The following is a 13226-nucleotide window of genomic DNA, read 5'->3' on the forward strand; positions in this document are numbered from 1 at the left end:
GTACTAAACGCTGACGGTAGCTTCACTTATACGCCAAATGCAAACTTCAGTGGTCTGGATAGTCTTGTTTATCAGGTATGTGACAACGGCACACCAAGCCTTGTGATACAGCGATCCTGCGAATCACTGTAACAGCAGCGATGATGCACCAGTAGCGGCAGACGATCAGCTGACTGTAATAGAAGACCAGATCGGCACCGGTAACGTCCTGACCAACGATACGGATCCTGAAATGATGATCTGAGTGCAAGTATAGTAACAGGTCCTGCGAATGGTACAATAGTGCTGAATGCTGACGGTAGCTTCACATATACTCCGAACGCAAACTACAATGGGCTGGATAGCGTAGTATATCGCATCTGTGACGATGGTACGCCAAGCCTGTGTGATACAGCGACCCTGAGAATCACCGTAACACCAGCGAATGATGCACCAGTAGCAACAGACGATCAGCTGACAGTCATAGAAGACCAGACCGGTACGGGTAATGTATTGACAAACGATACCGACCCTGATGGTGATGCCCTGAGTGCAAGTGTGGTAACAGATCCTGTAAATGGCACAATAGTACTGAACGCTGACGGTAGCTTCACCTACACGCCAAACGCAAACTACAATGGGCTGGATAGCGTAGTATATCGCATCTGTGACGATGGCACACCAAGCCTGTGTGACACAGCGATCCTGAGAATTACCGTAACGCCAGTTAATGATGCACCAGTAGCCGCAGACGATCAGCTGACAGTCATAGAAGACCAGATCGGTACGGGTAATGTATTGACAAACGATACCGACCCTGATGGTGATGCCCTGAGTGCAAGTTTAGTAACAGGTCCTGCGAATGGCACAATAGTGCTGATGCTGACGGTAGCTTCACCTACACACCAACGCAAACTACGATGGTCTGGATAGCGTGATATACCGCGTATGTGACAACGGCACACCGGGCCTTTGTGACACAGCCATCCTGAGAATTACGGTAACTCCTGTTAATGATAAACCAATAGCGGCTGATGATGAAGTAGATGTGACTGAAGATATACCTGCTACTGGTAATGTCATGACCAATGACAGCGATCCTGACGGAGATCCGCTCACGGCAAGCCTGATAACTGCACCGGTAAATGGCATGGTAGTATTGAATGCGGATGGTAGCTTCACATACACACCAAACGCAAACTTCAACGGCGCTGATAGTATGATCTATAAGATCTGTGACAACGGTACGCCGGCACTGTGTGATACGGCAATCGTGAGATTCAATGTTATCGCTGTGAACGATGCGCCTGTAGCTGTGAACGACATCGTGACTGTAACAGAAGACCAGCCGCAAAATGGTAATGTCCTGACCAATGACAGTGATCCTGAAAATGATGATCTGAGTGCAAGTGTGGTGACAGGTCCTGCACATGGTACAATCGTCCTCAACTCTGATGGTAGCTTCACATATACTCCCGCTTCAAACTACAATGGTATGGATACTGTGACCTATCGGGTATGTGATAATGGTACGCCATCTCTCTGTGACACTGCATTGATTATTATCACGGTTGTACCTGGCTATGATGCACCGGTAGCAGAAGCTGATTACCTGACAGTTGTAGAAGATACACCAACCGACGGTAATGCGTTGACGAATGACTACGATCCTGACGGTGATAAACTGACCGCTACTCTGGTAACACCTCCGGTAAATGGTACAGTTGTCTTCAACGCCGATGGTACATTTACTTACACACCAAACCCGGATTACGAAGGACTTGATAGCATGGTTTACAGAATCTGTGACACTGACAACCTCTGTGATACCGCTATTATCAGAATCACCGTAATTCCTGGTAATGAAGCGCCGATCGCAACAGACGATGCCGTAACCATCAATGAAGATGAAGTAGCTACAGGTAATGTCCTGACAAATGATACGGATCCTGACGGTGATGCCCTGACAGCAAGTGTTGTAACCGGTCCGGTGAATGGAACTATCGTCCTCAATGCAAATGGTACGTTCACTTACACACCAGATAATAACTACAATGGTGCAGATAGTGTGATCTATCAGGTATGTGATAATGGTAGTCCATCACGTTGTGATACCGCTGTACTGAGAATTACCATCATACCACAGAATGATCCGCCGATAGCAAACCTGGAAATCATCCGTGTAGAGATCAATACACCGGTGTCAGGTAGCGTGAAATCAGTGATCAGTGATCCGGAAGGTGATCCGCTGACAGTCAGCCTGATCAAAGCGACCACTCACGGTGTGATCACCCTGAACGCTGACGGAAGCTTCGAATACTCGCCAAACACAGACTTCTCAGGAACAGACAGCCTGATTTATAGAGTGTGTGACAACGGTACACCAAGCCTCTGTGACACCGGCATCGTGATCTTTAATGTGTCCGGTCCGAATGACAGACCAGTGATCGGTATAGCGAAAGCAGCAGCTGAACCTGTACTGGAACTCAATGGTAATTACACAGTGACCTACACATTCGTAGTGACTAACCTCGGCAATGAAGCGCTGAACAGTGTACAGGTAGAAGATAACCTGCAGAATACATTCCCATCACCGCACACATTCACAATCTCCGGTGATGTAGTTACTACAGGTGGTCTGAGACCAAACAGCCAGTACAACGGTAGTACCATCAGCACACTGCTTGGCGACGGTAGCACACTGGCAATAGGCGCAAGCGATACGATCAGGTTCAGCGTCAATGTGAACACACATAAACAGTTCGGTACATTCAACAACAGCGCGACAGCCAACGCAACATCTGCATCCACCAACACCGAAGTGACGGATGTATCTACCAATGGTCTCAATGCAGATCCTGATGGTAACGCTGATCCTTCTGAAAATGAAGCAACACCGGTAACGCTGAATCCGACTAAGATCCGCATACCACAAGGCTTCTCTCCAAATGGTGATGGTAAGAATGACAGATTTGTAATTGGTAACGCCGGCAATGACAGAATCAGCCTTGAAGTATACAACCGTTGGGGTAACGTGGTCTACAAAAACGCAAACTATAACAACGAGTGGGATGGCCGCTGCAACCTCGGTCTGCACTTTGGAGAGAATATACCGGATGGCACTTACTATATCATCGTCATTGTGAATGACTCCGAGCGGTTTGTTAATTATATCACAGTAATACGTTAGTTATGAAACAAATTCTTGCCGTAATAACGTGTCTCATCCTGGGCCTTGCTGATGTCAGGGCCCAACAGGATGCGATGTACTCCCAGTATATGTTTAACATGATGGGAGTGAACCCGGCCTATGCCGGCAGTCGTGGCGTATTGAGTGCAACAGCCCTCTATCGCCGTCAGTGGGTAGGGATTGACGGTGCACCGGAGACCTCTACGTTTTCCTTTGATATGGCGACCCGTGATAACAAGGTTGGCCTGGGTATTCAGGCCTTTAATGACAAAATAGGGATCATGCGTACTACCGGTTTCTACGGTACCTACGCATACCGTATCCGTTTTGAAAATGAAGGCTCGCTCGCTATCGGTCTGCAGGGTGGGGTCAGCAATTTTAAAGCTGATCTGACCAAGGTAGATCTGATCGATGAAGATGATCAGGCCTTTGCTCAGAACATTAACGTATTGCTCCCTTGCTTCGGCGCTGGTATCTACTATAATACTGACAGGTTCTATGCAGGGTTCTCCATCCCCAATCTGGTCAAAAGTTACCTGCGGAAAGATGCGGTTTACTACCGCGCAGACGTTGTCGCCAAGAAGTATATGCACTTCTTTTTCATCGCCGGATATGTGTTTGATCTTAATGAAGATCTCAAACTTAAACCCTCCACACTCGTGAAAGCAGTAAGAGGTGCCCCTGTGCAATTGGATGTCAATGCAAATCTCTGGATAAGAGATGTGATCTCCGTCGGTGCTTCCTATCGCACGGGCGATGCGATCTGCGGTCTGGCAGAAGTTCAGATCAATGATCAGTTCAGACTGGGCTATGCATATGATCATACTATTTCCAAACTGGTGAAATACAATCAGGGTACTCACGAGATTATGTTACGCTACGAATTCGGATGGGAAAAAGGTCGCGTACTTTCTCCCCGCTATTTTTAAAAAACAACAGAATGAGATATATGCGTTTGCTGACAGTTTTATTTCTCAGCTTGATATTTTCCAAAGGATATGGCCAGTTGAAAAATGCTGAGCGGGCTTATGATGGCATGCGTTACGCCGAAGCCATTGGATACTATCAGGAAAGTATGAAGAGAGATTCGTTGTCAGCAACAGCTATTGCTAAACTGGCAGACAGTTATGATAAGACGCAACAATACCAGAAAGCATTATACTGGTATCATAAACTCCTGATCTCTCAGGTAAATGACACCGCTTCCCGTTATCGTTATGGTCAGTTACTGGCAATGGATGGCCAGTATAAAGCAGCCGCCACGCAGTTTAAATGGGTGAATAATGTCAGACCAGACTCGCAGCTGGAAAGTACGATTGGTTTGTATGAAGGAGGACTTAATGCCCTGTTGGCTGACTCCGTCAATTGGCAGACTGCCTTGTTAAACATCAATAGCGGTTACGCTGATTTTTCTCCGGTAACCTATGGGGCAGGCCTCGTCTTCGTATCTGACAGACCACGTAATAAAGTCTTCCGGGAAACCAATGCCTGGACTGGTGGAGACTTTCTGACCTTATACCGTGTTGTAGATACTGCAAGGGTCAAAGATGCCGCTCTGCGAAGCAAAGAACTCGAACAGGTGCTTAGTTACGCCTCCAAAGACCTCCGGAATGTAGATAGCCGTACCGAAAGCAGCTGGGACAGTAAAAAGGTATCTGTCAATCCGCAGGCAACATTTGTCGCCGTTCCTAACCAGTTGTCGAGAGAAATGATCACTCCCTTCAATACAAAATTGAATAAACGTTATCACGAAGGTCCCGTGACCTTCAGCCGTAACTGGGACAGCATCATCGTTACCTATAATGAACCTTCAAAAGGAAAGGGGGATGTGTCCAGATTACGTCTGCAGACTTACGTCATGCGCTACGGAGACTGGATACTACAGCCCGCATTTCCTCATAACAATAAAGACTATAACGTCGGACAACCGGCACTGCATCCCAACGGTGACGTACTTTTCTTTACTTCGGATATGCCCGGAGGAGCAGGAGGCAAGGATATCTATTACTGTCGTAAATCAGGCAACAGCTGGGGATTACCCATTAATGCCGGTCCACTGGTCAATACCAGCGGCAATGAAATGTTTCCCTATATAGACCCCTCCGGACGTCTCTATTTCTCCTCAGATAAATGGCCGGGATTGGGTGGACTGGATATATTCAGTGTTACTTTGGATACTGCTTATAAACCTTTATCTGCTCCACGGAACGAAGGAGCGCCTTTTAACAGCCCTAAAAACGATTTCGGTGTACTGATAGAGGCAAATGGCAGTAAAGGCTATTTTAGCTCAGACAGGAGGGGAAATGACGATATCTACATTTTCTGGAGGATATATCCCTCTTTGGGGCGGGAATAATGCTATTGACCCGCAAATAGGTGCCATAGGTCAAAGAAAATTGAATGCCTTTCCCGACAGGGATACTTTAGCATAAAAATTCCCTGCTATGCAAACAATCGCTTCCTCCAGACAGGCATATCTCGACTGGCTACGTATTCTGGCCATCTTTGGTGTACTCATTTTCCATTCCTCCATGCCCTTTGGAGCGGAATTGGAATGGCATATCCGTAATAAAGAAACCAGTAACCTTTTTCTTGAACTGGTCGTTTTTATGCATCTTTTCCGCATGCCCCTGTTGTTCTTCATCTCCGGTACAGTCAGCTACTTTATGTTACAGAACAGATCAGGTGGCGGCTTTGTGGCACTGCGTACCAGAAGACTGCTGATACCCGTATTATTGGCCATATTGGTGATTGTACCACCACAGGTCTATCTGGAAAGAGTAACACAGGGCTATACCGGCAATTTCTGGCAATTCTATGGAGAAATGTTCACTTCAGGTGCCTACCCCAAAGGCAATCTTAGCTGGCACCACCTATGGTTCGTAGCTTACCTGCTGATATATGACCTTATCTGCGCTCCGCTGTTCGTCTGGATGCTGTCTCCTAAAGCACAAAACTTCCGTGACCGGCTGTTATGGCTGGCCAAAGGAAAACGCGTGTATCTGCTCGCCTTGCCCGGTGTCATCATATTTACAGCATTCAGTTTGCAATATCCGGAAACAAATGATCTCGTACATGACTGGTGCTATTTCTTCTACTGGCTCTGTTTTTTAATACCGGGGTTTATCTGCATTACCCAGCCGGCTTTAATGGACAGTCTGGAAAGAAACAGGCGGTTTGCCTTTCTGATGGCTTTTCTTTCAATTGTGACTATCAATTATTTCCGTTGGAATGACCTCCAGCCATGGGATCTGCTCAACAACTGGAAACAGGATCCGCGTACCTTTGCCTTTCTTGCCCTGAAGGCTTTCTGCGGATGGGCCTGGGTTTTTGCACTGATCGGTTATGGTAAAAAATACCTGAATAAACCGCATGCATCACTGAATTATATTAATCAGGCTGTCTATCCTTTTTATATATTGCATCAGACAATCATCGTCATATTGGCATTTTATGTTGTTAAGACAACAGATACGATCGGAGCGAAGTATATCTTTATCGTAATCACCACCTTTATATCTTCTATGAGCATTTATCATCTGTTGATCCGCCCGTATAATATCACCCGCTTTCTGTTTGGTATGAAGCCTGCTAAAAAACAACAACAGAACAAGGAAGATGTGCTAATGACGGATAAACAGGTATTAATACCGGCCTCTTAATATTTCAACCGTAATAAACGCATGAATACTTTCCGCAAATATATTTTCCCGGTCTTTATGGCCTGATCAACTATCTCAGTATCCGGCTATTGCTGGATACGGTGACAGAAATGAAGTTCTGGGAGCGTCCACTGGCATTAAATATATGGGAGTTTTCCTGTTGTATACTGTCTGGTTATCTGATGCTCTCCATACATCATCGCCTCTACAGATATTTTGATAAACATTGGAGTGAAGAAAACAATTATCGTATACGGATGCTGAGAGAGCTGGGTGTCATATCATTGGCAACCATCCTGTTCCAAAACCTGACTTTATTGCCACTGGCCGCCTTTACAGATGATGGCTTACAATGGTATGATCTTGCAGACATCAACCTGATCCCATTGCTCTATTCATTGATTTATTATGGTGTAAGCAGGACTAATTATTTTCTGCAGGCTTATGTAAACAATAAGATCAAACTACAGGAAGTGATGAACGATCAGCTACAGGCAGAACTTAAATTTCTCAAATCACAACTGCATCCGCACTTTATTTTTAATGCATTGAACACGATTTATTTTCAGATGGATGAAGATGTGAGTGCGGCCAAAAAGAGCGTAGAGCAGTTTTCCGAACTGCTGCGTTATCAGTTGTATGATCAACAGCAGACTGTTTCCATCCGCCACGAAATACAATATCTGGATAGTTTTATCAATCTGCAGAAAGTAAGGGCTTCTGATAAACTGGTATTAAATGTACAGCTTGATCCGGCACTATATGATCAGGAGGTCTACCCGCTGTTGCTGTTTCCACTGGTAGAAAACGCTTTCAAATATGTAGGAGGGGAGTACTGGATCAATATCACCGCCACACTGGAAAAAGATACTATCCACTTTGTCGTGGAAAATGCCATACCAAAAATAACGATGTCCGCCAGTGCCGGTGGGATCGGATTAGAAAATCTCAGAAGACGTTTGCAACTGCTGTATCCCGGCAAACATACCTTTGATATCAGCAAAACGGAACGTACTTTTAAAGCTGCATTGTCCATACAACCGGAACCGGTTGCTTATCAAACTGTAACAACGGAAGAAGATGAAGATCAGATGCGTCATCACAGATGATGAGCCCTATGCAAGGAAAGGCCTTCAAGGCTATATCAGTCAGATAGATTTTCTGGAATTGGTAGCGGTATGCGAAAGCGCCGTCGAACTAAACACCTTTTTAAAAAAGGAACAGGTAGATCTTTTGTTGCTGGATATAGAAATGCCTTATTTGTCCGGAATAGAGTTGCTGAAAACACTCGCTCATCCACCGAAAGTAATCTTTACCACAGCATATGAAAAGTATGCTATGCAGGGATACGAACTGGAAGTACTGGATTATCTGCTGAAGCCTGTTTCATTTGACCGCTTCCTCCGGGCTGCCAATAAAGCATTTGATTATTTCAATATGCAGGAGCAGGCAAAGCCACGGGAGGACTACTTTTTTATTAAAGTAGACAGTAAACTGGAAAAGGTGCTGATAGATGAAATCTTATTCGCCGAAGGCATGGAGAACTATATTACCATCCATACAAAGCAGAAGAAGATGATCACACACCTGACCCTGAAAATGCTACAGGAACACCTGCCGGCAGATAAGTTTATCCAGCCGCATAAATCTTATATAGCAGCTATAGATAAAATAGACGCTATAGAAGGCAATGTGTTACTATTGGGCGGATATCAGGTGCCAGTATCCCGTTATCAGAAAGAAGATATAATGGAAAGGATCCTGCAGAACAGGATCCTTAAAAGATAATCAGTAACCTACGGCTGCATCTGCATTGACAATACCCCATCCGAACTTACTGCTTCGGCTGTTGGCAAATCCGGAGGCTCTTGCCATTCTGGCAATAATGCTATCTCTCGGATAGGATGGATATCTGCTCCATACCAATGCAGCAATCGCGGCACAGCTGGCCGTGGCTACGGAGGAACCACCCACAGTAGATGGGGCATCTCCGCTCATCGCAATACTAAGCGGATTCCTGCCGGAAGATTTCTGCATGACAATGGCAAAATCTACTTTACTGCCGGTATGACAATTATCACACCTGTCTTTCAGGTTGTCTTTCATACCGGTAACTGCCACTACCTGCGGCTGATTGGCCGGGAAGATGACGCCTACAAAACCGGCAAAGAAAGAGGTAGACGTACCAGCCGCACAAAACATCAGCTTTTGTTTACTGTAAGCATAGGTCAAAGCATCTTTTATCTGCCCTGAACTGAAGAGCGTGCCCATACTCATACTGATGATCTTTACCGCAGGATCATCCGCTCCCTGTACATAGGCATTCGTAACACCGTTAATGGCGGCAGTAGACAGCAGTACCACGTTTTCTGCTGCATGTACTATGGCCAGATCACAGTTATATGCTATGCCTGCCGTATTGCCATCAATACCTCTGGGCCCGGCCAGTACACCCGCCATACTGGTGCCATGTCCGCAGGGATCGTCCGGACTGCTGTTATAAGTACCCAGTTTCTGAATAGTCCTGCCGGCGGACAATCCCTGATTGAATGCACTGCCAAGGTTTTCCTGTTGCGGACTCACACCTGTATCGATGATCATGACCTTGATACGCTGTCCGGTTGACCGCTGCCATGCCTGTTCAATACGATGATAGCCATAGTTCCAGGAAAGCTTTGCCGCAGGGGTGATGACAGTATAATCGGTACCGGCGACAAGGTCCGTTTTAGCCGTATTATAGCCACAACCGGAGGCAAGAATATCCGAGGCTGCTGCTGCATCTTTTGGGTTAACATCCCGCATATAATTGCCATATCCGACCGGTTCTGCATAGCGGATCTTTGTCGATGAACGCAGCGCTTTCACTGTCGCATAACTGCTGACATGCAGTTGTATAAAACGTAATTTATCACTCGTAGCTGTCCGTAAAGGCTGTAATGAAACAACCTGTTGGCCTGTCAGCTGTAATACTTCGTCAGCGCTGCTATTCGTTGTATAACCTACCGATAAGATACTATCTCCATGTAATAATGCACTCCACACCATGGTGTCACTCGCCATCTTCCAGTCAAAATAACCATAGGTCTCCAGTTGCTGATTGACAAACGCATTAATAGCTGATTTTGGGATGACCTCCTCCGGATTCTCCTGTGCTGGCGGCACAGTATAAGGAGTGTCAGTTTTACGGCAAGACGTAAAAAGTACGAACGCTACGCCCACCATCATAAAATAAGGGGTCCTCATATGTTCGGTTTTTTAGTAGTTAACAATCCTGACTTTTCTAACGTGGTTATTAGAATTTACGCCTTTTTATCGAGGGCGGCAAAATCATTTTTAAGATTTTGTTTTATCAATAAAAGCTATACATTTGCAACATTGATGCAAATAATAGAACAATAATCAACTATTGTTCAACTACTACCAGATGTCTTCTTCTGGTGAGGAACTTTATTTTAATAACTACATATATGACAACGAACAGATTACCTGTTACGGTGCTGAGTGGCTTTCTCGGCGCTGGTAAGACTACTTTGCTCAATCATGTCCTGCATAATAAACAGGGAATGAAAGTGGCTGTCATCGTTAATGACATGAGCGAAGTAAACGTAGATGCCCAACTCGTGAGAAATGAGCAGACATTACACAGAACAGAAGAAAAACTGGTAGAAATGAGTAACGGCTGTATCTGTTGTACGTTGCGTGAAGACCTGCTGATAGAAGTAGAAAGACTGGCAAAGGAAGACCGGTTCGATTATCTTCTCATAGAAAGTTCCGGTATCAGTGAACCCTTACCTGTCGCACAGACATTTACTTATCAGGATGAAACAACGGGTACAGATTTGAGTAGGTTATCCAGATTGGATACATTGGTAACAGTCGTCGATGCATTTAATTTCATCCGTGATTTCAGTAGTATCGAAACATTGCAAAACCGGCAGATTACCGATATGGAAGGTGATTACAGAACGATTGTCAACCTGTTGACTGACCAGATTGAATTCGCCAATGTAATCATCCTGAATAAAACAGATCTTATTACAGCAGAAGAATTGGGTATGCTGCATGCTGTGATCAGAAAGATGAATGCAGGCGCGCGCATTGTAACATCTTCATTCGGAAAAGTAGACCTGCACAGTATTCTGAATACCGGCCTGTTTGATTTCGAAGCAACCAGTCAACAGGCAGGATGGATAGAAGAACTCAATAAACCAGCGCATACACCTGAGACAGAGGAATACGGTATCAGCAGTTTTGTATACCGCAGTCGTCGCCCCTTTCATCCGGAACGCTTCTGGAATTATCTGAATCAGGAATGGCATTCCAATATCATTCGCAGTAAAGGCCTCTTCTGGCTGGCTTCCCGCAGGGATGAAGCCCTGAACTGGAGTCAGGCAGGAGGAAGTCTGCGGGCAGAACGTGCAGGTGTATGGTGGGATAGCATGCCTTATAAAGACAGGATACAATACATATCCTTTCTCGACAATCAGGAAGAAATTGAAAAAAGATGGGACAAACGTTTCGGTGATCGTCTGAATGAACTGGTTATTATCGGACGCACACTGGACAAAGAGACTATTGTGAACGAGCTCGAAGATTGTCTGTGTAATGATACGGAGATCGCAAACATGGAAATAGGAGGGACTTTCCGGGACGAGTTCCCGCTTTAGGCAACCTGACAGAGATGATGAAGGAATGGGCTGGTCTTTTGGCCGGCCCATGCTATGTTTGAGCCCTGTTAACGTAAACATAACATATAACTAAAGCCCCTCTTTTTAATTTCGCGCTGCACTTCAGCCAACTATTATGATGGAGAATCTGACAGACGCCGAATTACTATCACTCGCGCAAACAGACGATGGAAAAGCATTTGAGGCGATCATGTATAGATACAATGTACAGCTGTATAAATACATATATACACGCATCCGCAATGAACATGATGCAAAAGATCTTTTGCAGGAGGTATTTATTTCCTGCTGGAAAAACCGTCATACTATTAATAATATAGCCGCATATCTCAAACGCTCTGTTCATTATGCGATCATTGACTGGCAGGTAAATAATAAAAAAGCCCTTGCCCGCAATACTATACTCGAAGAAAAAGACGAACCAACTACATACCCCGCAGAGAATCAGCTCATCTCACTGGAAATAAAAGAAGAAGTAGAAACAGAAATCTCAAAAATGAATGAGACCATGCGTAAAATCTTCGTATCCAGCAGATGGGAATCTAAGTCTATCCCTGAAATAGCTGAGGAATACGGCCTTTCGGAGCAAACCGTTAAAAATAATCTCTCTATGGCGCTCAAACGTATCCGTCTGCGCCTGGCTGCTTACTTCTTTACTTTCGTTTATATTCTGTTAACATTGAGTTTACAATTCCTTAACGGTACCACTTTTCACTTCTGAGGACTATACTGATGAATGGGAACATCATCAGACAAAGCCGAACTATCAGCGCTTTTAGAAAAATACAGAGCCGGTGAATGCACACCGGAGGAAATTGCTCAGGTAGAAGCATGGCTCGACAGTTTTGAAGAACTGCCCGATAGCGAGGCAATGACAGCCGCTGCCAATGAAGTAGTTGTAAACGTTATGCATTCGCTCTTCCCGGCGAAAGGCAGACTCAGACATCTTTTCTATGCAGCCGCTGCAGTGTTGGTACTGGCAGTCACCAGTCTGCTCTTCCTCTTCCGTTTCTATACGAAAACACCGGCTACCGTCACCTATGCTTCAATATCCACCGGTAAAGGAGAACGTAAAAAGCTGACGCTCCCGGATGGAAGCCTGCTGACTCTGAATGCTGCTTCTTCCGTTGTAATTCCTTCTGATTTTGGTCAGGAACGAAGAGAACTGACCTTATCAGGACAAGGTACTTTTGATATTAAACAGAATACAAAACAGCCTTTTGTCGTCCATACCGGCAGCCTTCGCACAGTGGTACTGGGTACCGTATTTGACGTAAAAGCATACCCCGGAGAAACAGCTTTACAGGTAGCTGTACTCAGCGGAAAAGTAAGGGTGGAAAAGCAAGCGCAAAGGAACACAGAGATACTGGCCCCCGGTATAGAAAAAGATCAGTTGCTGACCTATGATGCAGGTACAGGTAAACATGAACTGACACACTGCAGGGCAGAAGATATTGCCGGATGGCAGCAGAATAAGCTGTTCTTCGATCAGGCAACCATCGCAGAAATCGCACAGGTACTCGAAAGACAATACAATATACATATCATGCTAACAGGTAAGGCAAAAAGACAATGCCGTTACACATTACAGTTAAAGAATGAACCATTAAACAAGGCCCTGCTACTATTAGAGCAGCTTTCAGGAATCTCCTATCAGGTAAACAACAATGAAATTAAAATCAACATTGCGTCATGCGAATAAAATGT

The 13226-nt window shown here is 45.1% G+C and carries 11 protein-coding genes and 1 pseudogene; 11 read left to right on the plus strand and 1 reads right to left on the minus strand.

Features of this window, described 5'->3' with window-relative positions; all coding sequences use genetic code 11:
- The 8 genes and pseudogenes from FEF09_RS34730 to FEF09_RS11370 form a co-directional block, all read left to right on the plus strand.
- Positions 1-132: Ig-like domain-containing protein (locus FEF09_RS34730; RefSeq protein ID WP_186774297.1), on the plus strand; the 132-nt coding region annotated here is incomplete at its 5' end.
- Between the two features lie 19 nt (positions 133-151).
- Positions 152-909: pseudogene (locus tag FEF09_RS11340) on the plus strand (hypothetical protein); the annotation flags it as partial.
- A 4-nt stretch (positions 910-913) separates the two neighbouring features.
- Positions 914-3169: an Ig-like domain-containing protein gene (locus FEF09_RS11345; RefSeq protein WP_146305220.1), complete on the plus strand. Its 2256-nt coding sequence runs from the start codon at positions 914-916 to the stop codon at positions 3167-3169.
- Positions 3170-3171: 2 nt separating this feature from the next.
- A complete protein-coding gene (locus tag FEF09_RS11350) occupies positions 3172-4098 on the plus strand; it encodes a type IX secretion system membrane protein PorP/SprF (protein WP_146305221.1) in 927 nt (308 codons plus the stop codon).
- 11 nt (positions 4099-4109) lie between these two features.
- A complete protein-coding gene (locus FEF09_RS11355) occupies positions 4110-5525 on the plus strand; it encodes a tetratricopeptide repeat protein (protein WP_186774298.1) in 1416 nt (471 codons plus the stop codon).
- Positions 5526-5613: 88 nt separating this feature from the next.
- Complete coding sequence (locus FEF09_RS11360) at positions 5614-6831, plus strand: acyltransferase family protein (protein ID WP_146305223.1); 1218 nt, start codon at positions 5614-5616, stop codon at positions 6829-6831.
- 110 nt (positions 6832-6941) lie between these two features.
- Complete coding sequence (locus tag FEF09_RS11365; protein WP_146305224.1) at positions 6942-7940, plus strand: sensor histidine kinase; 999 nt, start codon at positions 6942-6944, stop codon at positions 7938-7940.
- Positions 7912-8619 carry a LytR/AlgR family response regulator transcription factor gene (locus tag FEF09_RS11370; RefSeq protein ID WP_146305225.1) on the plus strand — a complete coding sequence of 236 codons (708 nt, stop codon included), beginning with the start codon at positions 7912-7914 and terminating at the stop codon, positions 8617-8619. The genes FEF09_RS11365 and FEF09_RS11370 overlap by 29 nt, the downstream gene beginning before the upstream one ends.
- Here the strand turns inward: FEF09_RS11370 and FEF09_RS11375 are convergent, their stop codons facing one another.
- Positions 8620-10074 (minus strand): S8 family serine peptidase, encoded by a 1455-nt coding sequence (locus FEF09_RS11375; RefSeq protein WP_146305226.1) that lies wholly within the window; start codon positions 10072-10074, stop codon positions 8620-8622.
- Between the two features lie 224 nt (positions 10075-10298).
- Here FEF09_RS11375 and FEF09_RS11380 point away from each other — a divergent pair, with 224 nt between their 5' ends.
- The 3 genes from FEF09_RS11380 to FEF09_RS11390 all read left to right on the plus strand — a co-directional run bounded on the left by FEF09_RS11380 (position 10299) and on the right by FEF09_RS11390 (position 13221).
- Positions 10299-11498 carry a GTP-binding protein gene (locus tag FEF09_RS11380; RefSeq protein ID WP_146305227.1) on the plus strand — a complete coding sequence of 400 codons (1200 nt, stop codon included), beginning with the start codon at positions 10299-10301 and terminating at the stop codon, positions 11496-11498.
- A 136-nt stretch (positions 11499-11634) separates the two neighbouring features.
- The gene (locus FEF09_RS11385; RefSeq protein ID WP_146305228.1) at positions 11635-12240 is read left to right on the plus strand and encodes an RNA polymerase sigma factor; all 606 of its coding nucleotides are present in this window, start codon (positions 11635-11637) and stop codon (positions 12238-12240) included.
- Between the two features lie 15 nt (positions 12241-12255).
- A complete protein-coding gene (locus FEF09_RS11390; RefSeq protein ID WP_146305229.1) occupies positions 12256-13221 on the plus strand; it encodes a FecR family protein in 966 nt (321 codons plus the stop codon).
- The last annotated feature ends 5 nt before the right edge of the window (positions 13222-13226 follow it).

The organism is Chitinophaga pinensis, assembly GCF_007896845.1.
GTDB lineage: Bacteria > Bacteroidota > Bacteroidia > Chitinophagales > Chitinophagaceae > Chitinophaga > Chitinophaga pinensis_C.

What these genes read in the sequence shown, in the direction of transcription:
- FEF09_RS11350 (WP_146305221.1), top strand. Translation starts at nt 3,172, where the DNA reads ATGAAACAAATTCTTGCCGTAATAACGTGTCTCATCCTGGGCCTTGCT.
- FEF09_RS11355 (WP_186774298.1), top strand. Translation starts at nt 4,110, where the DNA reads ATGAGATATATGCGTTTGCTGACAGTTTTATTTCTCAGCTTGATATTT.
- FEF09_RS11360 (WP_146305223.1), top strand. Translation starts at nt 5,614, where the DNA reads ATGCAAACAATCGCTTCCTCCAGACAGGCATATCTCGACTGGCTACGT.
- FEF09_RS11365 (WP_146305224.1), top strand. Translation starts at nt 6,942, where the DNA reads ATGAAGTTCTGGGAGCGTCCACTGGCATTAAATATATGGGAGTTTTCC.
- FEF09_RS11370 (WP_146305225.1), top strand. Translation starts at nt 7,912, where the DNA reads ATGAAGATCAGATGCGTCATCACAGATGATGAGCCCTATGCAAGGAAA.
- FEF09_RS11375 (WP_146305226.1), bottom strand. Translation starts at nt 10,074, where the DNA reads ATGAGGACCCCTTATTTTATGATGGTGGGCGTAGCGTTCGTACTTTTT.
- FEF09_RS11380 (WP_146305227.1), top strand. Translation starts at nt 10,299, where the DNA reads ATGACAACGAACAGATTACCTGTTACGGTGCTGAGTGGCTTTCTCGGC.
- FEF09_RS11385 (WP_146305228.1), top strand. Translation starts at nt 11,635, where the DNA reads ATGATGGAGAATCTGACAGACGCCGAATTACTATCACTCGCGCAAACA.
- FEF09_RS11390 (WP_146305229.1), top strand. Translation starts at nt 12,256, where the DNA reads ATGGGAACATCATCAGACAAAGCCGAACTATCAGCGCTTTTAGAAAAA.